The following is a 20,687-nucleotide window of genomic DNA, read 5'->3' as shown; positions in this document are numbered from 1 at the left end:
GCGCGCGGCTCACGCTTTCGGTTGCAGGAGAGGGGTTTTGCTCCACATCGGGATGGATCGGTAGGTGGCGGCGCGCAGGAGCCATTCGACCGGGCCGTAGGCGTAGCGGCGCAACCACCATGCGCTGATCGCCAATTGGGCTGCGTAGGTCAGCAGCGCGATGCCCAGGACGGCGGCCGGGGGGATGCGGTCGGCCAGCGCCAGACCGTAGCCGGTGTAGACGAGCATCAGGACCACCGATTGCCCGATGTAGTTGCTGGCGGCCATGCGGCCCGCCGGGGCCGCACCGGTGGTGACCCACGACCAGCGCGAGCGCGCCACCCAGAGGATTGCCGCGACGTAAGCGAGGGTCATGAAGGGGTTCGCCAGTTCCTGCATGCCGTACCAGAAGGTGGACATCTCACCGTTCTTCGTCTGGAAGAACAGGGTCGCGAGCGAGAACGGGAGACCCACGACCGATCCCAGGATCATCGCTCGCGGGATCCAGCACTCGAGCAGGGCGTCGTTCTCGAACAACTTCCACTTGCCCGCGGCCGTGCCGATCAGGAACATGCCAAGCGCGGGCATGCCCTGGGCGAACCAGGTGAAGAGCATGAACTTCGGGCCGGTCTCCAGCTGAATGCGGAACGTGTCCAGGAAGCCGCCGGTGTAGGCGGTGTGCAGTTCCCGCAGATCGAAGAGATCACCCAGCCCGGCGATGCCGCCGTCGCCGCCGGGCAGGAAGACCACCAGGGCGAACAGGAAGTACATGGCCACGCCCGCGATGAGGGCGGTGCGAGGCCGGATGCGGCGCAACAGGATCAGCCACAGGCACAGCACGGCGTAGAGGGTCAGGATGTCACCGAGCCACAGGAACAGCACGTGCGCCAGGCCGATCAGGAACAGTGCACCGCACCGGCGGAACAGGCGCGGGAGGGGACCGACCCCGGCGCGCTGTGCCGCGGCGATCTGAAGGGTGAAGGAGTAGCCGAACAGGAACGCGAACAGCAGGTAGAACTTGCCGAGGAAGAACGCGTCCATCAGCGCGTAGACGAATCGATCGATACCCCCGTCGAAGCTCGGGTGCGGATCGTCGCCGGTGAAGGAGAAGAGCATCGTCGCCACTAGGACATTGGTGACCAGGATTCCGAAAAGCGCGAACCCGCGCAGACTGTCAACTTCTCCGATTCGCCGTCCGGCCACTACCGGTCGCGACTCCACCTGATCCGACATACCGGAAAAATTACGGCGCTCGGTGGGTGCCGCGCATCGGCCGGGAGCCCTATCCGGTCCGGGGTGAATCCTCCACGAGAACGATCCGACTGATCGACCTGCGCCGTATTGACTTCCCGCGCCACAGTCCGTAGGCGGGCTCGGCCGGGCCTCACACGCGCGCACACCGGACAGGGTGCGATCCACGTGATTCGCGCCGCGTCGGACCCGCTGCGAAAACCACCGGGTACCGCGCTCCTCCTGCTCCTCCTGCTCCTCCTGGCGAGGATGTCGGTGTGCCGCCGGGCGACGCCCGGATGGTGGGCATCACGGTCTACCCCGGAGAATCCCGCACCGGTATCCCCCGCAGGTGGGATTCGCGGGCGGTGAAGGTTCGGTAGCGTCGGTAACGTGCTGCCCCCGTTGACCGTTCGCCTGCCGGTCGTGTTCCGTGCGCTGGGAGTGGTGCTGGCGTGCCTTGTCACGGTGGTCGCGGGCGCACCGACGGCGCTGGGCGACGGGGTGGTCGGTGGGGCCGATCTCATGGTGGCCCAGTCGCTCGGTGATCGGGAGTTGACGCTGATCGTGCATCGCGCGCAACCGGTGCCGGGGCCGCTGCGAGTGGATGTGGTGACCCACAGTGGTTCGGCGGTAGGCACTCTCACCCTCGGTGTCGCGCCCACCGATCGCGCGGCGGCGAGTTCGTCGACCACCGTGCAGCTCACCGATCGCGCCGGACCGTATCCGGCGACATTGCGGGTCGAGCACGCGGGCCCCTGGGAACTGAGCGTGTCCGATGGTGAACGGACGGCGCGCATTCCGTTTCTGGTTGCGGCGCAGGTCGTCACACCGTGGGAGCGCGCGGCGTACGGCGGATTCTTCGCCGCGGGCGGACTGCTGCTGGCGGCGCTGGCGACCGCGCTGATCTCACGGCGGAGCTGGCCCGCGCTCATCCCGGTGGCCGCGATGATCGCGGCGCTGACGGTGGGGGTCACCGGGGCGACACTGTCGTCCAAGGCTCCGCAGCCGCGACCGGCGGGCAGTCTGCTCGATCCCACCTCCGGCAATGTCGGCGATCCGTATCCCGAACTGGGTCTGCCGTTGACCACGAATTACTCACGACCGCCGGCGAATCTGGCCGTGTCCGCGGAACGGTCGGGCACCGGCACCGAGCTCCGGTTGTCGCTGACCGATTCGGCGACCGGGCGGCCCGTGGATGATCTGCTGGTCAATGACGACGCACTGGTACACCTGATGATCGTCGGGCCGTCCGGGACGTTCTGGCATCGCCATCCGATCCGGACCGCGCCGGGCGAGTATCGAATCCGGTTGGACCTGAATCAATCCGGGGAGTACGCCGTCGCGGCCGAGTTGGCGCGGCGCGGTGGTGGGGTGCAATTGCTGCGATCCTCGTTGCGTGTCACGGCCGAGAACGTCTCTGCCCCGGGCAGTTCCGCCGCGTTGCCGAGCGGCGTCCTGACCGCGGATCAACCGCCGGGCCCCGCGCAGGGCGCCCCGGCCGCGGGGACACTGAATGCCGCCGACCTCGTCGCGGGCGAACCGGGAACGCTCACGGCACAATTCGGCGGCGCCGCCGATCTGCAACCGTGGCTCGGGATGCTCGGTCATCTGATCGCGGTCGGGCCGCTGCCCGACACCGCTCCGACCGGCACCGCTGCCTCGACCGCGCCCGTCTGGGCGCACGCGCACGCCATGCTGCCCGCGCGTGCGGTCGGCGCGCAGGCACCCGACGAAACGGTCGCCGCCTATGGACCGGATATCGCCTTCACCTTCACCTTTCCGCTGCCGGGCCGCTATCTGGTGTGGGCGCAGGCCGAACGCGGGTACACCGTGCTGACCCTGCCCGCCACGCTCGACGTCCGAGCGGCGGCGCCGCGATGACCGCGCGCCGGGGACTGCTCGCGGCCGCCGTCGTGCTGATCGCGGCGCTGCTCGCCTGGTGGGTGTGGCCCGGCGATGACGGAAAAGCGGCCCAGCACATGGCAGCCGGACCGTATCTCGTCGATCTGAGGGTGCCCGGCGGCAGCCCGCGCACCGGGGACAACACCGTCGAACTCGACATCACCGATCAGGGCGGCAGTCCCGTCGCACCGGAGAAGGTGTCGGTGGAACCCGCCATGCCGCAGATGGGGCACGCGCTGCCACCGAGCGTCGCGACGACCGACGCCCCCGGGCACTATCGCGCCACCGTGAACCTGCCCATGCCGGGGCAATGGGAGATCGCGGTGAACCTCTCAGGATCGGCGGGGACGGGACGCGCCACCTTCGCGGTGCGCGTCAACTGAGTCCAGAGCACCACTCACACCGGGAGACAAGGAAACACGACCCCATGGACCTCACCGCCGGTGGCCGCGGCCGGACCGCGACCGCCACCGCACCGCTCACCGTCAGACCCTGGCTGCCCGCCTCGATCCTGTTCGCCGCGAGCCTCACCTTCGCGGTCGGCTCCACCTGGGATATCCAGTGGCATGCCGATGTCGGGCCGGACACCTTCTTCACACTGCCGCACCTGTTCATCTACGCCAGTGCCGCCGTCGCCGGATTCACCAGTCTCGCGGTCATTCTCCTCACCTCGGCGGCCGGGCGCGCGGGCCGCACCGTGGACCGGGAACTCGGCGGACCCGGTATCGGGGTCTTCGGCCGGGCGTTCACCGCACCGCTCGGATACCTGGTCTCGGCGCTGGGCGCGGCCTCGTTCCTGCTGTACGGGCTGTGGGATCTGTGGTGGCACAGCCTGTACGGCTTCGACGCGGTGATCGACTCACCGCCGCATATCGGGCTGTTCCTGTCCAGCACCGTCATCTCCGTCGGCACGGTCATCGTGTTCGCCGCCGCGCGCGGACAACGCTGGGGCGATATCGGCGCGCTGGTTTCCCTCGCGCATCTGCTGACGTCGAGCACGGTCACCGCGCTGGCGGTTCAGCGACTCAGCTCCGGCAGCATCCGGTGGACCGTGGTGGTGACCGCGTTCATGGCGGTGCTGCTATTGGCCTCCGGCGCTGCCTTCCGGCGCGGCGGAGCGACCATCACGGCCGCCGTCGCATCGGTGATCCAGGGGGTGTTCTGGTGGTTCGCGCCCTGGGCCGCGCACGCCTACGCCGATTTCGTGGGACTGCCCGTGCGCGAACACCTTCGGGGGATTCCGACCACTCCGGCGCTCATCCCGTTCTGCCTGATCCCGGTCGGCCTGGTGATCGACCTGCTGGTGCGGCGGCGGATCGGACCGGAATGGCTGCTGCCGACACTGGCCGGCGGTCTCGGCGGGGCGATCATCGCCGGATTCGCCCCCGTGCAGAACGTCATCATCTACAGCTCGATCATGCCGCCCGGCGCCACGGTCACCGACACGATCATCGCCGGGGTGATCCTGGGTGCGCTCGGCGGATTCCTCGGCCGGCGCTTCGGCGACATGTTGCGGCTGGCCGCGATCACCTCGGGAGCTCGCGCATGATCAAGCGTCTACTGTCGTGCGCTGCAACCGTTCTCGCGGTACTCGGGCTGCTGGGAGTCAGCGCCGGGACGGCGGCTGCCTACCAGCCCGTGGACACCGTGCACACCGAGCACGTGCAGGCGGGGCCGTACGACCTGACCGTCGGATTCAGCGAATGGCCCTTGCGCGCAATGCAATCGCTGGACTTCACCTTCGACGCCGAGGGTGGGATCGACGACAAGTCCGGCACTCTCGCTCAGATCCAGCCGAACGGCAAGGTCCGGCGCAACGAAGCGCTGTCGCGGCACCCCCGCATGCGGGAGGTCTGGGGCTTGGACGTGCGATCCTTGGACAAGCAGGGCGACTGGACGTTCCGGTTCACCATCGACGGTCCACAGGGGCGCGGCGAGGGCGAACTGCGGAACCTGACGGTTCTCGAGCAGCCCGGGCCACCGCTCGGTCTGAGCTGGGCGCTGAGCACACTTCCGCTGCTGGGCCTGATCGTCTTCCTCACCTACGCCTGGCGGCGCACCCGCCCGGACACGCGTGAAGCCGTGACGCACTCCTGAGTCGACGCCTCGTGCGAATCCACGTGCACCCGCCGTCATACCGGAGGCGGGTGCGCTGTGGCGTTCGTCGCCCATGGTGACCTGACAGCAACTTCTTCTCCCCACATGGTCATAAGGTAAGGCTTCCCTAATCATTGCTTCGGCGGATCGGGGACGGAATGGCCTGCGTTGGGGTCCCGCCGACAGTCCACGCCCTTTTCGGGCGGGCACTGCGGCGTGGGCTGAAGAAGGGAAGATCGTGATCGACGGAAACAGTGTACTGCCAGGTCGCCGGGCCGTGCTCGGCGGAATGGCGGGGGCTGCGGCCTTTGCCGCGCTGGGGTGGACGCCCGCGTTCCGGGTGCCCGCCGCCCGCGCCGAGAGTGCGCTGACCGCACTGCCTTCGGGCCTCGAGGCGTATCGGCAGGCGTACGAGAACTGGTCGGGCGAGGTGCGCATCGATCAGATGTGGACATGTGCGCCGACCATGCCGCAGCAGGTCGTCGATCTGGCTAACTGGGCGCGAACCAACGGGTGGACACTGCGCGCACGCGGCAACTGCCACAACTGGTCGCCGTTGACGGCGCGACCAGGTGAGTCCCGGCGGGTGCTGCTGGTCGACACCACCCGGTATCTCACCGCCGTCAGCGTGCACCCCGGCGAACCCGCGGCGGTGACCGCGCAGACCGGCGTGCACATGGAGACGCTCATGACGATCGTGGAACGCGCGGGGTACGGCTTCACCGCGACGCCCGCGCCCGGCGATATCTCGCTGGGCGGTGTGCTCGCCATCGGCGGACACGGCACCGGGGTTCCGGCCGAGGACGAAACCCGCACGCCGGGACACACTTTCGGGTCGATCAGCAATCTGGTCGTGTCGTTGACCGCTGTGGTGTGGGACGAGTCGCTCGGAGTCTACGCACTGCGCACATTCCGACGCGACGATCCGGGCATCGCTCCCCTGCTGGTCAATCTGGGACGCACCTTCGTCACCGAGGTCACGCTACGGGTGGGGACGAATACGCGAGTCCGCTGCCGCAGCTACACCGATGTCGACGCCGAAACACTGTTCGCACCACGGCATTCCGCGGGTGAGAACGCGCTGACCGCATGGCTGGATCGGTCCGGGCGCGCCGAGGCGATCTGGTTCCCGTTCACCGACACGCCCTGGCTGAAGGTATGGGACGTCGCGCCGCGGCGGCCCGCCGAGGCCGCCGTCGTCGAGCAGCCTTTCAACTATCCGTTCTGCGACACCATTCCCGATCCGATCACCGATCTGATGGGCAAGGTCGCCGCCGGAGGGTACGGTCTCACCCCGGCGTTGTGCCGGATGCATCTGAGCATGGTCGATATGGGCTTGGACGCCACCGGGACTCGCGATATCTGGGGCTGGTCCAAGAACACGCTGCTGTACGTGCGGCCCACCACGCTCAAGGTCACCGCCAACGGATACGCCATCCTCACCCGGCGGGCCGACGTGCAGCGGGTGGTCAACGAGTTCTACGTCTACTTCCGCGATTCCCTCGCGCGCTACGCGGCCCAGGGCGCGTACCCGATGAACGGGCCCTTGGAGATTCGGGTGACCGGCCTCGACGACCCCGAGGATGTGGGCATCGACGGCGCGGTCGCCCCGACGCTGTCGGCCATTCGGCCGCGCACCGATCACGCCGACTGGGATGTGGCGATCTGGCTGGACATTCTCACCATTCCCGGAACGCCCCACAGCGATCGCTTCTACCGCGAGACCGAGAAGTGGGTGCTGGCCAACTACTCCGGCGAGTATGCCGAGTTGCGCCCGGAGTGGTCGAAGGGCTGGGGGTACAGCGACACCGCCGCCTGGGCCGATCCCGTGGTGGTCGGGGAGGTCGTCCCCGCCCGGTATCGAGACGGTCTGCCCGCCGGAAACTCGTGGGACACCGCGGTGTCCCTGTTCGAGCGGTACGACCCGCACCGCGTCTTCTCCAACGACTTCCTCGACACGCTGCTGCGCCGATGACCGGCCGCCGGGATCAGCCGACGGTGAACTCCGGGGAGGTGCCCGTGAAGCGCGAGAGCGCTCCCCCGGCGTCGCGGCTGTCACCGGTGTACTCGATGCGGTAACGACCCGATGCAGTGCCTTCGGGGATCGTCCACTGGATGCGGATGATCGAGGCGGCGTCCTGACCGTCGGGGCGGGACCAGTGCAGTTCGGTGCACCAGTCGTTGTCGTCGAAGACCCGGCTCCACGCCGAGCCCGACGCGCGCTGCACCTCGAAATAGGTTCCGCCGGTGTGCAGATCGTTGTTCGGGTGCGCACCCGCGAACTCCACCGCCGCGGTCGCGCCGGACGCGTAGGCCGCATCGGGCGCGGTGATCACGTCCCCGAAGGCGTGCCCGGCGGCGGGAACGTCGGCGGGGACGCCGGCCAGCAGGTTCGGCTGCAGACCCGAGGTCCAGTCCAGCGGGGCGGGTCCACGACCCAGGTCGATGCGGGCGGCCAGCGCCTTGGCGAGGCGGTCGAATTCCTGCATGTACGCCGAGAGCGTCCAGCGGCCGTACAGGGTCTCACCGCCCTCGTACTGTTGCGAGACATACTCTTCCGGCGTGGTGACGTAGCCGTTGTAGCCGTTCGCGTATCCCTGCAGCAGTACGTTCTCCACGGGCACCCCGAGCGCGCGGGCGACCACGCGCCGGATCCGCAGACCCGACACGATGGTGTATTCGGCCGGTCCCGAGGCAAGCACCAGATCTCCCAGGCGCATGATCTGGATCGCCACGGTCAGCGGCGCCCACGGTCGCGGCGGCAGGATGCCGAGCGGGGCGACGATCAGCTTGGGCGACTGCGCATCTCGCATCCACTGCTCGATCGGCGCGTCGAGTCCGCCGAGGGCGGCCACCAGGGGATTGGTGTCGCCCTCCTGCAGGAACGGCAGCTGGGTCTTCCAGTTGTCCTCGGAACTGGTGGCCGCGGCGGCGGCGCCCATCATGGCCGGTGCGGTGCGCGCGGGCTTGCCGTCGGGGGTGTACGCGCCGTCGATGGCGACATCGCCCATGTTCACGTAGTGCACCACCGCGTCCACGCCGCCGCTGCGCATGGCCTGCGCCGAGCCGAAAGCCGTACGCGCCGCCAGGAATTGGCGCTCGGCGATGAGAGAGCAGTTGAGCCGGTTGTCCTCGGTCGGCCCCGACGGATACCAGGGGCTGATGTTCAGGTTCGGCGTCATGTCACCGGCGTTGGTCTGCGCGAAGGCCGCCACGAAGCCGGGCTGACCGTCGAGGTAGCGCACGCCCATCTCGTCGTGTTCCCAGCGGTAGCTGGCGTAGCCCTTGTTGTCCGCGGCGATGAGGGTGTTGTGGTCGGTCAGCGAGGTGCCGTGGGTGGCGAACCAGGTGATCGCGCCGATGTCCTTGCCGCCCTGGCGAAGTCGCAGCACGGTCAGCATCGGGTCGATGGCGGTGTCCGGGAAGGCGGCCTTGTCCTCGGGCGGGTTCAGATCGTATGCCACCCGGGAGCGGTTGGCGCTGGCGTCGTGCAGTTCACCGCGACCCAACAGGAGACTGCCCGGAGCGAGCCGATCGTGCGCGGCGGCAATGGCATTGACGATGCCGTCGACCTCGGCATCGTGCGAGTTCTGCTGAAAACCGCTGGCGGCCAGCGAGTACGCGTATTCGCGCGCGGTGCCGCCGCAGGAATTGTGATTGTGGGTGGCGTTGAGATTGACGTTGCGCTCGGTGTACAGATCACCGAAGCGCTGGGCCAGCCGCGCCAGCACCGCCAGATGCACGGACTGGAACAGGCACGCGATATCGGCGGTCACGAACGCGACCCGATCGCCGGTGACCCGGTCCACGATGATGTAGGCGCGCGCCCAGGTGCGCATGAGCAGTCCGGAGGCGACCTGGTCGAGTTCGGAGTAGCCCATCATGCCCTGACCGGCGACCGCGCCGGTGCAGTCGGCGATGCCCGCGCCGACCAGGTAGTCCTGTCCGTCCGCCTCGCGCCGCAGCGGTTGCGCCACAGCCGATGCCGCCGCGGCGACGCCTCCCGCCAGCGCCACGCCCGCACTGCCGACCAGCATCGATCGCCGAGAAAACGCCACCACATGCTCCTTCGATCCTTGGACACCGGGTCGACCGCGACGGCCGCGAGCGGCTCGAGCGCTCGCGGACGCGTTCGGTGATCAGCGAAGCGTATTGGTCAATTGACCATTTGACTACCCGAGCGGCAAAACTCGCCGGAAGTGTATGCGCCGCAACCGCCGGAACCTACGGCACACCAGCGCGCCACGCGGGGAAAATGCCACCGAACCGCGCCGACGATCCGGCGCACTTTCCTGCCGGTAGTTCCACGGTGAGAGATCGCGTCACTCGGTCGACCCCGGTCGATTCGGCATGGCCCGAGCCACCGCCCGCGATCTCTACTCGGCTGCCCCCTTGATCACCGACCACTGGGTGACCGGGAGTTGCGGACGCCAGGAGGTGAAGCCGCCGAGAGGTTCGGCGCGGTAGATCTGGACGCGGCGCTGGGTGCCGCCGTAGCGGGCGGCGAGGGTGGTGAGCAGGGCTTCCGATTCGGCGGTCACCGCGTTCGCGACCAGGCGACCGCCCGGGCGCAGGCGCTGCCAGCAGGACTCGAACATGCCGTCCTGGGTGAGGCCGCCGCCGAGGAAGATCGCATCGGGGGCGGGAAGATCGCCGAAGGATTCGGGAGCGCCCGCACGGACCTCGACCCGGGGAACGCCCAGGGCCGCGGCGTTCTCCGCGATCTGCTTGCGGCGACTTTCGAGGCGTTCGAAAGTGACTGCGCGGCAGCTGGACTGGGTGCGGCACCATTCGATGGCGATGGTGCCCGAGCCGCCGCCGACGTCCCACAGCAATTCACCCGGAGCGGGGGCGAGGGCGGCCACGGTGAGGGTGCGAACCTCGGACTTGGTGAGCTGACCGTCGCCGCCGTAGACGGCATCGGGCAGACCGGGGAGCCGGGTGAGCCTCGGGGCGTGCGGATCCGCGACGCATTCGAGGGCGAGGATGTTCAGCGGATCGCCCGGCGGACGGTCCCATCCGGCCGCCACCGCCACCTCGATCCGCTCGTCCGGGCCACCGAGTTGTTCCAGCACGGTGAGCGTGGACGCGCCGAAACCGTTGCGGGCCAGCAGGTCCGCCAGTTGCGACGGCGTGTGCTCGTCGGAGCTGAGCACCAGAATCCGTCGCCTGTCGGCCAGTTCGGGCAGCACCGTCTCGAGGCGGCGGCCCACCGCGCTCACCACGGGGGTCTCGGCCAGCGCCCACCCGAGCCGGGCGCACGCCAGCGAGGCCGACGACGGCTGCGGAATCACCCGCAGCGCAGCCGATCCCACCAGGCGAGTCAGGGTCACGCCGATCCCGAAGAACATCGGATCACCGCTGGCGAGCACGCACAGCCGTCGTCCAGCGGCACCATCGAGCAGTCCGGGCAGCGCCGGGACCAGGGGCGAGGGCCACACCACCCGGTGAGCCGCACCGGCGCCGTCCGGAATCAGCGCGAGTTGGCGATCGGACCCGAACAGCACCTCCGCCGCCGCGATCTCGCGCCGCGCCGAACCACCCAACCCGTCCCAGCCGTCCGCTCCGATCCCCACCACGGCGATCGGATGCGCCCCGGCCCAACGGTATTCGTGCGGCTGCGGCGCCATCACCTGCCCCGTCCCGTTCCACACCACGAGGTCGCGAGAACCACGCCGCCACTCGCCACCGAGGCCGAGTCACCGCGCGCTCCGCACCTCACCTCGTCGATCACCCCGCGGTTCGGCTCGCCCCACAACGCGACGGTTCCGCCCACGAGCGTTCCCGCACCGGGCTTCTCGCCGTGGGAACGCGGGAGTGATGCTGCGCGACGCTCGTTCATCGCGGCGCTTTGCGCCAGATCGCGCGAGGGGTGTAGCGCATGGCGGTGAACACCAGGCGCAGGCGGCGCGGCACCACGACGATCTCGGCGCGGCGGTACAGGCCCGCGATCACGCCGTCGGCGACCTGGTCGGGGGTGCTGGCCAGGGGTGCGGGCTTCATGCCCGCGGTCATGCGGCCGATGACGAAGCCCGAACGCACCAGCAGCAGGTGAACTCCGCTGCCGTGCAAGGCATCCTGCAATCCGGAGGTGAAGCCGTCCAGGCCGGCCTTGGCCGCGCCGTAGACGTAGTTGGCGCGCCGCACACGCACGCCCGCGATGGAGCTGAAGACCACGATCTGTCCATCGCCCTGTGCGCGAAAGAGATTCGACAGGGTGGTGAGCACATTGACCTGCGCCACGAAGTCGGTCTGCACCACCGCGACCGCGTGCGCCGGATCCTCTTCCGCGAGAGCCTGATCCCCGAGTATGCCGAACGCCAGCACCGCGACGCCGATCCGCCCGTGCTCGGCGATGATCTTGTCCAGTAACGGGGCGTGGCTCGTCAGATCGTCGGCGTCGAATTCCACGCAGTGCACCTCGGCGGCGCCAGCCTGCCCGAGTTCTCGCCGCTGTTCCCGCAGTTCCTCGCTGCGGCGCGCGGCCAGGATCACCACCCGGCCGGGCGAGAGCCTGCGCGCCACCTCGAGTCCGATCTCACTGCGTCCGCCGAGCAAGAGCACGACGCCTGCATCGACGTCCCGCGATCCGAATGCCATGGCCGACAGTCTGCCATCCACACCCGATCGCTATCGTCGAGATCATGCCGAGTACCTCGACGAGTCCCGTGCTGTCTCCCGCCGCGGCCCAATTCGTGACCGATCGTCATCTCGCCACGCTGTCCACTCTGCGCGCCGACGGCACCCCGCATGTCGTCGCGGTCGGGTTCACCTGGGATGCCGAGGCGGGGATCGCCCGGATCATCACCGACGGGGGTTCGGTCAAGGTCGCCAACGTGCGGCGCTCCGGATACGCCGCCGTCAGCCAGGTCGAGGGCCCGCGCTGGCTCACGCTCGAGGGGCCCGCCACGATTCTTCAGGACCCGGTCTCGGTCACCGAGGCCGAGGTCCGCTACGCCGGCCGGTACCGCGAGCCGCGCGAGAACCCGACCCGCGTGGTCATCGCCATCACCGTGCGGCGAGTGCTGTGCAGCGGCACCCTCAAGCCGAGCGCGACCGCCCACTGACCCCGTCGAGGGAACATTGCGGCGGGGCGGTGACATGCGGAGATGCTCTCTGTATTCTCTAAGAATGGGTTACGAATGGTTGTCATCGGCAACCAACCTGAATGACGGTTTGACGGCTGAAGCGGTGATCGGAGCGCTTTCCGATACGCGACGGCGCTGGGTGCAGTCGGTCTCCACCAAAACGGGTGCCCCCGGACTGGCGGTGTGGACGCGCACCCTGGACGGCACACCGATCCTGGTGGTCCTGCGACCACTGGGCGGGTTCGATCACCAGATCGTGCACGCCGCGCCGATGACAGCCAACCAGGTGACCGCTTTCGAAGAATGGGAGGCGAACCAATGAGCACGAAAGACAACGACTTCCGTGGGCTCGCGGACGCGGAGGACCTCGCCGCTGCCGCCGCCGCGGGAGAACTGGTCTTCGGCGACACCCTGGACGCCGACGCCGTACTGCCGTCCCGAATCGCCGTGCGCGAGACCGCGGACGACACCCTCGTGGTGACCACCGTCCGGCTCACCGTGCGCCAGCGCCGCCGAGCCGAGGAGATCGCGGCCGACCGCGGCACCGATCTGGCCTCGCTCATCCGCAGCTGGGTGGACGAGGGCATCGCCGAGGAAGATCAGGACTACTCGGTCTCCGCGGCCGACATCAAGCGCATGCTCGCGGGCCTGCGCCGCACCGCCTGACACCGCTCGAACGTCGAGTGAGCCTCGGGTCGGGACCCCGGACGCACCTCACCGGGTGATACCGGCACGACCTGATCAGTTTCGGCCGCTCGCACCGTCTACCCTCCCGAATCGATTCTCGGAGAGAAGGTAGAGGGTATGACCGCGCTTCAGCACGTCCTGGAATCTCACATCGACAGCGGCGCGCTGCCGGGTGCGGTCGCGCTGGTCGCGGACCACGACCGGATCGAAATCGCCGCGGCCGGGTCCGCACACTCCGACGGCACCCATCCGATGACCCCCGATTCGATCTTCCGGATCGCCTCCCTCACCAAGCCGATCACCGCCGCGGCACTGCTGCTGCTGGTCCAGGACGGCCGGCTCGGACTCCACGACCCGGTCGACGACCTGCTGCCCGAACTCGCGAATCCACTCGTCGTACGCACACCCGCCGGCCCGATCGACGATGTCGTCCCCGCCGACCGCCCGATCACGGTGTTCGATCTGCTCACCTCCCAGGCCGGATTCGGGTTCGCCTCCGATTTCACGCTGCCCGCCGCGCAACCGCTGTTCGAGGTCCAGCGGGACGGCCGCGAACCGCAGAGCTTCCCGCCGCCGGACGAATGGATGGCCGCGCTCGGGCGGGTTCCGCTGCTCGGACAACCGGGCACGACCTGGCTGTACGACACCTGTTCCGCGGTGCAGGGCGTGCTGATCGCGCGCGCTTCGGGCAGTTCGCTCCCGGATTTCCTGGCCGAGCGCCTCTTCGAACCGCTGGGCATGGTCGATACCGCCTTCACCGTGCCCGCCGCCCAGCGGCACCGCTTCACCAGCTACTACCGGCACGGCGAGCACGGTCTCGAACTCGCCGACGCACCCGACGGGCAGTGGAGCACCCCGCCGGCGTTCCCACTCGGCTCGGGCGGGCTGACCGGAACCGCCGGGGACTGGCTGCGATTCGCGCGCATGCTGCTCGCGGACGGAGTCGCGGAGAACCAGCGTGCGGTGCTGTCGCCGGAGTCGGTGACGCTGATGACCACCGACCACACCACACCCGAGAGCCGCGCCTTGGGCGAGCTGTTCCTGGAAGGCCAGGGCTGGGGATGCGGCGGATCGGTCGACATCGCCACGCTCGAGCCCTGGAACATCCCCGGCCGCTACGGCTGGGTCGGCGGCACCGGAACCTCCGCGCACATCGTGCCCTCCACCGGATCGATCGCGATCCTGCTGACCCAGGTCGGCATGGACAGCCCCGTCCCGGATCCGTGGATCCGGGACTTCTGGAGCTACACGGCCACTTTCACGCGCGCATGACTCTGCGGCGGTATCAGGCGATGCGCGAACCGGATTCCGGCACGCGGCCGTGCGAGCGGCGCGACCGGCTACTCCGCTACAACCGGGTCAAGCCGTGGGGGCGCTTGTTCATGGACTCGCAGCCGTCCTCGGTGACCACGACGATGTCCTCGATGCGCGCACCCCAGTAACCGGGGAAGTACACGCCGGGTTCGATGCTGAAGGCCATACCGGCCTCGAGAATCAGGTCGTTTCCCGCAACGATGTACGGCTCCTCGTGCACGGACAGGCCGATGCCGTGGCCGGTGCGGTGCACGAAGTACTGACCGATCCCGGCGGCGGTGAGCACGTCGCGACCGGCCGCGTCGACGGACTGCGCGGTCACGCCCGGACGCACGGCCGCGACCGAAGCCGCTTGTGCCCGTTCGAGTTCCGCGAACTGCGCGGCGATCTCCTCGTCCGGATCGCCCAGCACGTAGGTGCGGGTGGAATCGGAGTAGTAGCCGGGCTCGACGGGTCCGCCGATGTCCACGACCACCACGTCACCGTCCTGGATGACACGCTGGGACACCTCGTGGTGCGGGTCCGCGCCGTGCGGGCCGCTGCCCACGATGACGAAAGCCGCTGCGGTGTGGCCCTCTTCGATGATCGCGGCGGAGATGTCGGCCGCCACCTCGGCCTCGGTGCGCCCGGCGCGCAACCACTCGCCCATGCGCGCGTGCACCCGGTCGATGGCGGCTCCGGCTCGGCGCAGCGCGTCGATCTCGCTGGCGTCCTTGAACATTCGCAACTGGCGCAGCACCGGGGTGGCCGAGACCGGCACCGTGCCGAACTGCTCGGCGATGGGCAGCAGGTGCAGGGCGGGCATTGCGTCGTCGACGGCGGTGCGCGCGCCGGCGTTGAGCACGGACTTCACGATCCGGTACGGATCGACGCCGTCGACCCAATCCTGCACGGCCAGACCGAGTTCGCCCGCCGCGGACTCCTTCAGCGAGGCCAGCTCCATCTTCGGGATCACCACCGAGGGCGTCTCACCGCTCGCCGGGATCACCAGGCAGGTCAGCCGCTCGAACGATTGCGCCCGGGAACCGATGAGATACCGCAGGTCGGGGCCGGGAGTGATGAGCAGCGCGTCCAGATGCGAAGTGCGCGCCAACTCCGCCGCCCGCTCCAACCGGGCCCCGTAGACCTCCGCCGCGAACCGTGACTCGTCATGAGAGCTCATTGCTCCGACGCTACCCGTTCGGACATATCGCCTTCCACCGAACCGGGCCGGATTCCCCCTCGGCCAGGTTCGACGGCGGGCCTATCCGACATCCTGTCGGCGGTTCCCGGTACCGTCACGGGTCATGAGCACCCCTGCCGCCGGTCCGCTGCTGCTGCTCGACGGAGCCAGTCTCTGGTTCCGCGCCTTCTACGCCATTCCGGAGAAGATCACCGCGCCCGACGGGCGTCCGGTGAACGCGCTGCGCGGCTTCACCGACATGGTCGCGGCGCTGACCAAGCAGCACTCCCCCAGTCGGCTCGTGGTGTGCCTGGATCTGGATTGGCGCCCGCAGTTCCGGGTCGATCTGATCCCCTCGTACAAGGCGCACCGGGTCGCGGAAACCGTCGACGCCGCACCCACGGGCGACCGGGCCGCCACCGAGGTCGAGGCCGAGGAGGTGCCCGACACCCTCACCCCGCAGGTCGACATGATCATGGAGGTGCTCGCCGCGGCCGGAATCGCCACCGCCGGCGCGGTCGGGCTCGAGGCCGACGACGTGATCGGCACCCTCGCCACTCGCGAGTGCACCGACGAGGTCATCGTCGTGAGCGGGGATCGCGACCTGCTGCAGCTGGTGCGCGACACCCCCGCGCCGCGCGTGCAGGTGTTCTACGTCGGGCGCGGTCTGTCCAAGGCCGAACTCTGGGGACCGGCCGAGGTGTCCGCCAAATACGGTGTGCCGGAAGAGAACGCGGGCCCCGCCTACGCCGATATGGCCGCTCTGCGCGGGGACGCCTCCGACGGCCTGCCCGGCGTCGCGGGCATCGGCGACAAATCCGCCGCCCAGCTGATCAGCAAGTTCGGCTCGGTCGAGGCGCTGCGCGCGGCCGCCGCCGATCCCGATTCCGATATGGCCAAGGGCATGCGCGCCAAACTCGTTGCCGCCGAGGACTATCTGAAGGCCGCGGCTCCGGTCGTGCGGGTCGTCCAGGATGCCGAGGTGGACCTGTCCGGTTCCGACGTGCTCCCCCGTACCCCGGCGGACCCGGACCGGCTGGCCGAACTCGCGGTGGCCTACAACGCCGAAAGCCCGGTCAAACGGCTGCTGTCGGCCATGTCCAAGCGCTGAGGGCGCTCAGCGCCGCGGACCGACGGGCCAGGTTTCGGGCTTGCCCTCCGGGTCCGTGATCGCGGCCTCGGTGAAGTAGTTGCCGACCAGCGTGCGCAGCGTGATGTGCGTCGGGGCTTGTTTTTCCGAGCCGGAGGCGCAGTTGGGCACGCAGACGCGGCGGAACTGGGTCCCGTCGCCCTCGGCGGTGTCGGGGCCCCAACTGGTCCAGGTGATGTTCTGGACGCTCAGGCCGCCGTCGCCGCAGGCCAGCAGCATGCGGGCGGGCTTCACGACCGGATTGTTCGCGACACAGTCGTTCACGACGGGCGCCGGTGGGGACGCGGCGGTCGTGGTGGCGGGCTTCACCGAATTCGATTCCGCCGCACCGGTGGTGGACTGCGAGCAGCCCGCGGTGAGAAACAGCGTGGTGGCCGCCAGAGCCCAGATCGTCCGGCGGGCAGTATTCTTCGACATCGCTTCCCCCGAAAAGAGAACGGAGCGGGCGCTCGCCGTGTGCGGACGCCCATCCGATGTTCGATGCGGACGTCGCCTAGCTGGGGCGACCGACCTCGTAGGTCCCGTCATCCTTGGTGATCTTGATGGTGACCTTCTTGGCCTCGCCACCCACCTTGAGGGTGCAGTCGAAGGTCTTGTCGACCTCGACCTTCTGGCCCGACGGGCAGCTCACGTCCTGGACATCCTCGATGCCGTAGGAATCCTTGAGCACCTTCTGGACACCGGTCGCGACCGACTTGTCGTCCAGTTGATCCTTGGCGGTCAGGAAGACCACGCCGGCGATGATCGCGCCGATCACGACCACCGCGCCGATCGCGAGACCGATGATCAGGCCGGTCTTCTTCTTGGGAGCCGGCTGCCCGGGCCAGGGCTGACCCGGCTGCGGCTGGCCCTGCTGATTCCAGTCCTGCGGACCGGTCTGACCCGGCTGCTGCCACTGCGGCTGGCTCTGCTGCCCCCACGGCTGCTGACCGGTCTGCGGCTGCTGGCCCCATTCGGGCTGACCCGGCTGCGGCTGGCCCGGCTGGGGCTGACCCGGCTGCGGCCACTGCGGCTGACTCTGGCCCCAATTCTGCTGCGGCTGCTGCGGCTGGCTCTGCCCCCACTGCTGCGGCGGCTGTTGCTGCTGAGTGGGGTCGTTCCACTGGCCGGCCTGCTGGCCGGGCTGCTGCCCACCCCACTGCTGAGTCGGATCGGCGCTGCCGGGCGCGGGCTGACCGCCGCCCCAATGCTGCGTCGGATCGTTGCGCCCATCCCCTGCTCCAGGGGCGTCGTTCGGTCCGTACGGGCCGCTCATTTGCTTGCCTCCACTCGCAATCCGTCCTACACACGCTAGCCCCCCGAGCAGGTGCACGCTCGTGAACCCACTGCGGTCGGTGTCAAAGAATCAAAGCATGCTCACTGAATACAAGCACAGTCACTTCTGCTATGCCGCGTCCACCGCCACGACACCCCGTCGGATCGCGCGGACCGCCTTGGACGCGGTGGCAGCCACCTCGGTGTCGTCCGCGGTGTTGTGAATCTGGTCCAGCAGGTCGATCACCTGACGGCACCAGCGCACGAAATCGCCCGCGGACAGCGAGTTTCCGCGATCACCACTGGCGAGCAGGGCATCGGCGAGGTCGTCGCCGCGCGCCCAGGTGTACATGCCGGACAGGAAACCCAGGTCCGGTTCGCGGGTGGGTGGGAGCCGATGGCGCGATTCGTCGGTGCGCAACTGCGCCCACACGCCGATGGTGGCGTCCACCGCCCGGCGAATCGGCTCCGTCGGCCCCGACGCGCCGAGATAGCCGCCCTCCTGGCGTGATTCGAACACCAGGATCGACACCGCCGCGGCCAGTTCGGCCGGACCCAGTCCACGCCACAACCCCTGACGCAGACTCTCGGCCACCACCAGATCGGTTTCGGCGTAGATGCGGGCCAGACGACGGCCGTCCGCGGTCACCTCACCGTCGGCGACATAGCCGCGCTCGGCCAGCAGCGCCAGAATCCGATCGAAGGTCCGCGCCAGCGAGTTGGTGGTCGCCGCCACCTGCTCACGCATGGACTCGGTTTCGCGTTCCACCCGGTTGTAGCGTTCACCGACGCGCGCCAACTGTTCCCGATCCCGCCGCGCATGCGCGGGATGATTGCGCAAAGCGGTACGCAGCGTCTGCAATTCGCGATCGTCCGCGGCCTTGGCCCGCGGTCCGCGCCGTCCGCGGCCCGGCGGCGTGATGCCGATGTTGCGCAGCGAGGACGCCAGATCCTTGCGCACCCGTGCGGTGCGGTGATCCACGTGCCGAGGCAGGCGCAGATGACCCAGCGAGTGCGCGGGCGTCGGGAAGTCAGCCGCGGAGACCCGCCCGGCCCACTTGTCCTCGGTGAGCACCAGCGGACGCGGATCACCCGGTGTCGCATCGGGTTCCAGGATGACGGCCAAACCCTGCCTGCGACCCGACGGGATCGCCACCACATCCCCGCGCCGCAGCGCGATCAGCGCGGCCACCGCCTCGGACCGGCGGTCCGAACGGCCCTGCCGCTCCAGACTCCGTTCCCGCTCCCGAATGCGTTCGCGCAGTTGGAAGTACTCGAGGAAATCGTCGTCACCCAGCTGGGAGCGCAGCTTGCGCAGCTGGGATTCGTTGCGCTCGATCCCGCGGACCAGGCCCACCACCGAGCGGTCCGCCTGGAACTGGGCGAAGGAGCGCTCCAGCAGTGCCCGCGAATCGACCGCGCCCATTCGATCGACGAGATTGATCGACATGTTGTAGCCCGGCCGGAACGAACTGCGCAGCGGATAGGTGCGCGTGGAGGCCAGACCGGCGACCGCGCTGGTGTCCACCTCGGGCTGCCACATGACCACCGCGTGACCCTCGACGTCGATGCCGCGCCGCCCGGCTCGGCCGGTGAGCTGGGTGTACTCACCCGGGGTGAGCTCGGCGTGGGTCTCGCCGTTGAACTTCACCAGCCGTTCGAGCACGACCGTGCGCGCGGGCATGTTGATGCCCAGAGCCAGTGTCTCGGTGGCGAATACGGCTCGCACCAGCCCGCGCACGAACAGATCCTCGACGGTGTGCCGGAACGCGGGCAGCATGCCGGCGTGATGCGCCGCGAACCCGCGGTGCAGCGCCTCGCGCCATTCCCAGTAGCCCAGCACCTCGAGGTCGCTGCGCGGCAGATCACCGGTGTGCCGCTCGATGATCTCGTCGACCTGCGCGCGATCCTGCTCGCGCGAGAGATCCAGGCGCGAGCGCACGCACTGCGCGAGCGCGCCGTCGCAGCCGGCCCGGCTGAAGATGAAGGTGATGGCCGGCAGCAGGCCCGCCTCGTCGAGCCGGGAGATCATCTCCGGGCGCGGGGTCGGGCGGAAATTGCGGCGCGGTCCGCCGCGCCGCCCCGGCACGCCGAAGCCGTCCATCCGATCCTGGGTCTCGCGATGCTTGATATATCGCACCAGGTCCTGGTCCACGACCACCCGCTGATCGCTGGACTTGGAATCGAACAGATCGAACATCCGCCGACCGACCATGACGTGCTGCGAGAGCGGAATCGGGCGCACTTCGTCCACGATCACCGCGGTGTCGCCGCGCACGGTCTCCATCCACGCGCCGAACTCCTCGGCGTTGCTGACCGTGGCCGAGAGGCTCGCCAGGCGCACCTCCGGCGGCAGATGCAGGATGACCTCCTCCCACACCGCGCCGCGGAACCGGTCGGCGAGGTAGTGCACCTCGTCCATGACCACGTACGAAAGCCCGTGCAGCGCATCGGAACCCGCGTACAGCATGTTCCGCAGCACCTCGGTGGTCATCACCACGACCGAGGCGTTCGGGTTGATCGACTGATCCCCGGTCAGCAGCCCGACCCGCTCACGCCCGTACCGGGCGGTGAGGTCGGCGAACTTCTGGTTCGACAGCGCCTTGATGGGCGTCGTGTAGAAGCATTTACCGCCCGAGGCCAATGCCAGATGCACCGCGAACTCGCCGACCACGGTTTTACCGGCGCCGGTGGGCGCGCAGACGAGCACACTGTGCCCGCCCTCGAGCGCCACGCACGACTCCAGCTGGAACGGATCGAGCTCGAATTTCAACTCGGCGGAGAATGCCGCCAGTTCGCCAGTAAGCGACCTTGATGTCAC

18 protein-coding genes are annotated in these 20,687 nt (G+C 69.0%); 10 read left to right on the top strand and 8 right to left on the bottom strand.

The annotated features are described in order from the left end of the window. Positions 1-9: 9 nt before the first annotated feature. Positions 10-1,212: a DUF418 domain-containing protein gene (locus NJ1_RS00295; RefSeq protein ID WP_067685775.1), complete on the bottom strand. Its 1,203-nt coding sequence runs from the start codon at positions 1,210-1,212 to the stop codon at positions 10-12. A gap of 390 nt (positions 1,213-1,602) precedes the next feature. Between NJ1_RS00295 and NJ1_RS00290 the strand changes: the two genes are divergently transcribed. The 5 genes from NJ1_RS00290 to NJ1_RS00270 all read left to right on the top strand — a co-directional run bounded on the left by NJ1_RS00290 (position 1,603) and on the right by NJ1_RS00270 (position 7,186). Then, a complete protein-coding gene (locus tag NJ1_RS00290) occupies positions 1,603-3,093 on the top strand; it encodes a DUF8832 domain-containing protein (protein WP_218025097.1) in 1,491 nt (496 codons plus the stop codon). Further along, a complete protein-coding gene (locus NJ1_RS00285) occupies positions 3,090-3,497 on the top strand; it encodes a FixH family protein (protein WP_067685773.1) in 408 nt (135 codons plus the stop codon). Before NJ1_RS00290 ends, NJ1_RS00285 begins: the two co-directional genes overlap by 4 nt. A 44-nt stretch (positions 3,498-3,541) precedes the next feature. Continuing rightward, positions 3,542-4,663, top strand: a complete 1,122-nt coding sequence (locus tag NJ1_RS00280; RefSeq protein WP_067685771.1) for a hypothetical protein — start codon at positions 3,542-3,544, stop codon at positions 4,661-4,663. Next, the gene (locus tag NJ1_RS00275; protein WP_067685769.1) at positions 4,660-5,211 is read left to right on the top strand and encodes a hypothetical protein; all 552 of its coding nucleotides are present in this window, start codon (positions 4,660-4,662) and stop codon (positions 5,209-5,211) included. Before NJ1_RS00280 ends, NJ1_RS00275 begins: the two co-directional genes overlap by 4 nt. Before the next feature lie 238 nt (positions 5,212-5,449). Then, the gene (locus tag NJ1_RS00270; protein WP_218025096.1) at positions 5,450-7,186 is read left to right on the top strand and encodes a cholesterol oxidase substrate-binding domain-containing protein; all 1,737 of its coding nucleotides are present in this window, start codon (positions 5,450-5,452) and stop codon (positions 7,184-7,186) included. 13 nt (positions 7,187-7,199) lie between these two features. Here NJ1_RS00270 and NJ1_RS00265 read toward each other — a convergent pair whose 3' ends face one another. The 3 genes from NJ1_RS00265 to dprE2 form a co-directional block, all read right to left on the bottom strand. Beyond that, positions 7,200-9,269, bottom strand: coding sequence for a neutral/alkaline ceramidase (locus NJ1_RS00265; RefSeq protein ID WP_157573657.1), 2,070 nt, complete (start codon positions 9,267-9,269; stop codon positions 7,200-7,202). A 318-nt stretch (positions 9,270-9,587) separates the two neighbouring features. Further along, on the bottom strand, positions 9,588-10,841 hold the full coding sequence (locus NJ1_RS00260) for a bifunctional cobalt-precorrin-7 (C(5))-methyltransferase/cobalt-precorrin-6B (C(15))-methyltransferase (RefSeq protein WP_067685805.1): 1,254 nt from the start codon (positions 10,839-10,841) through the stop codon (positions 9,588-9,590). Positions 10,842-11,049: 208 nt separating this feature from the next. After that, positions 11,050-11,811, bottom strand: coding sequence for a decaprenylphospho-beta-D-erythro-pentofuranosid-2-ulose 2-reductase (gene dprE2 / locus NJ1_RS00255; protein ID WP_067685765.1), 762 nt, complete (start codon positions 11,809-11,811; stop codon positions 11,050-11,052). 44 nt (positions 11,812-11,855) lie between these two features. Here dprE2 and NJ1_RS00250 point away from each other — a divergent pair, with 44 nt between their 5' ends. From NJ1_RS00250 to NJ1_RS00235, 4 genes are all read left to right on the top strand, one after another. Further along, positions 11,856-12,278, top strand: a complete 423-nt coding sequence (locus NJ1_RS00250; RefSeq protein ID WP_067685763.1) for a PPOX class F420-dependent oxidoreductase — start codon at positions 11,856-11,858, stop codon at positions 12,276-12,278. Between the two features lie 64 nt (positions 12,279-12,342). Beyond that, complete coding sequence (locus tag NJ1_RS00245) at positions 12,343-12,621, top strand: hypothetical protein (protein WP_067685761.1); 279 nt, start codon at positions 12,343-12,345, stop codon at positions 12,619-12,621. Next, positions 12,618-12,965, top strand: a complete 348-nt coding sequence (locus NJ1_RS00240) for a hypothetical protein (protein WP_067685759.1) — start codon at positions 12,618-12,620, stop codon at positions 12,963-12,965. Before NJ1_RS00245 ends, NJ1_RS00240 begins: the two co-directional genes overlap by 4 nt. Before the next feature lie 138 nt (positions 12,966-13,103). Beyond that, the gene (locus NJ1_RS00235) at positions 13,104-14,258 is read left to right on the top strand and encodes a serine hydrolase domain-containing protein (protein WP_067685757.1); all 1,155 of its coding nucleotides are present in this window, start codon (positions 13,104-13,106) and stop codon (positions 14,256-14,258) included. A gap of 76 nt (positions 14,259-14,334) precedes the next feature. Here the strand turns inward: NJ1_RS00235 and NJ1_RS00230 are convergent, their stop codons facing one another. After that, positions 14,335-15,462 (bottom strand): M24 family metallopeptidase, encoded by a 1,128-nt coding sequence (locus NJ1_RS00230; protein ID WP_067685755.1) that lies wholly within the window; start codon positions 15,460-15,462, stop codon positions 14,335-14,337. 124 nt (positions 15,463-15,586) lie between these two features. Here NJ1_RS00230 and NJ1_RS00225 point away from each other — a divergent pair, with 124 nt between their 5' ends. Next, positions 15,587-16,573 (top strand): 5'-3' exonuclease, encoded by a 987-nt coding sequence (locus NJ1_RS00225; protein WP_067685753.1) that lies wholly within the window; start codon positions 15,587-15,589, stop codon positions 16,571-16,573. A gap of 6 nt (positions 16,574-16,579) precedes the next feature. On the opposite strand, the gene NJ1_RS00220 is transcribed toward NJ1_RS00225, so the two are convergent. From NJ1_RS00220 to NJ1_RS00210, 3 genes are all read right to left on the bottom strand, one after another. Continuing rightward, positions 16,580-17,029, bottom strand: a complete 450-nt coding sequence (locus NJ1_RS00220; RefSeq protein WP_067685751.1) for a hypothetical protein — start codon at positions 17,027-17,029, stop codon at positions 16,580-16,582. 76 nt (positions 17,030-17,105) lie between these two features. Then, complete coding sequence (locus NJ1_RS00215) at positions 17,106-17,867, bottom strand: DUF4333 domain-containing protein (RefSeq protein ID WP_067685749.1); 762 nt, start codon at positions 17,865-17,867, stop codon at positions 17,106-17,108. Between the two features lie 129 nt (positions 17,868-17,996). Further along, complete coding sequence (locus NJ1_RS00210) at positions 17,997-20,687, bottom strand: DEAD/DEAH box helicase (protein WP_067685747.1); 2,691 nt, start codon at positions 20,685-20,687, stop codon at positions 17,997-17,999.

Source organism: Nocardia jejuensis NBRC 103114, assembly GCF_001613145.1.
GTDB classification, from domain to species: domain Bacteria; phylum Actinomycetota; class Actinomycetes; order Mycobacteriales; family Mycobacteriaceae; genus Nocardia; species Nocardia jejuensis.
The sequence above is the reverse complement of the archived record's forward strand: the minus strand, read 5'-3'. Positions and strand labels throughout refer to the sequence as shown.

Coding starts and splice junctions, on each gene's coding strand:
- NJ1_RS00230 (WP_067685755.1), bottom strand. CDS start 15,462: ATGAGCTCTCATGACGAGTCACGGTTCGCGGCGGAGGTCTACGGGGCC.
- NJ1_RS00295 (WP_067685775.1), bottom strand. CDS start 1,212: ATGTCGGATCAGGTGGAGTCGCGACCGGTAGTGGCCGGACGGCGAATC.
- NJ1_RS00215 (WP_067685749.1), bottom strand. CDS start 17,867: ATGAGCGGCCCGTACGGACCGAACGACGCCCCTGGAGCAGGGGATGGG.
- NJ1_RS00275 (WP_067685769.1), top strand. CDS start 4,660: ATGATCAAGCGTCTACTGTCGTGCGCTGCAACCGTTCTCGCGGTACTC.
- NJ1_RS00220 (WP_067685751.1), bottom strand. CDS start 17,029: ATGTCGAAGAATACTGCCCGCCGGACGATCTGGGCTCTGGCGGCCACC.
- NJ1_RS00235 (WP_067685757.1), top strand. CDS start 13,104: ATGACCGCGCTTCAGCACGTCCTGGAATCTCACATCGACAGCGGCGCG.
- dprE2 (WP_067685765.1), bottom strand. CDS start 11,811: ATGGCATTCGGATCGCGGGACGTCGATGCAGGCGTCGTGCTCTTGCTC.
- NJ1_RS00260 (WP_067685805.1), bottom strand. CDS start 10,841: ATGGCGCCGCAGCCGCACGAATACCGTTGGGCCGGGGCGCATCCGATC.
- NJ1_RS00250 (WP_067685763.1), top strand. CDS start 11,856: ATGCCGAGTACCTCGACGAGTCCCGTGCTGTCTCCCGCCGCGGCCCAA.
- NJ1_RS00280 (WP_067685771.1), top strand. CDS start 3,542: ATGGACCTCACCGCCGGTGGCCGCGGCCGGACCGCGACCGCCACCGCA.
- NJ1_RS00240 (WP_067685759.1), top strand. CDS start 12,618: ATGAGCACGAAAGACAACGACTTCCGTGGGCTCGCGGACGCGGAGGAC.
- NJ1_RS00245 (WP_067685761.1), top strand. CDS start 12,343: ATGGGTTACGAATGGTTGTCATCGGCAACCAACCTGAATGACGGTTTG.
- NJ1_RS00285 (WP_067685773.1), top strand. CDS start 3,090: ATGACCGCGCGCCGGGGACTGCTCGCGGCCGCCGTCGTGCTGATCGCG.
- NJ1_RS00225 (WP_067685753.1), top strand. CDS start 15,587: ATGAGCACCCCTGCCGCCGGTCCGCTGCTGCTGCTCGACGGAGCCAGT.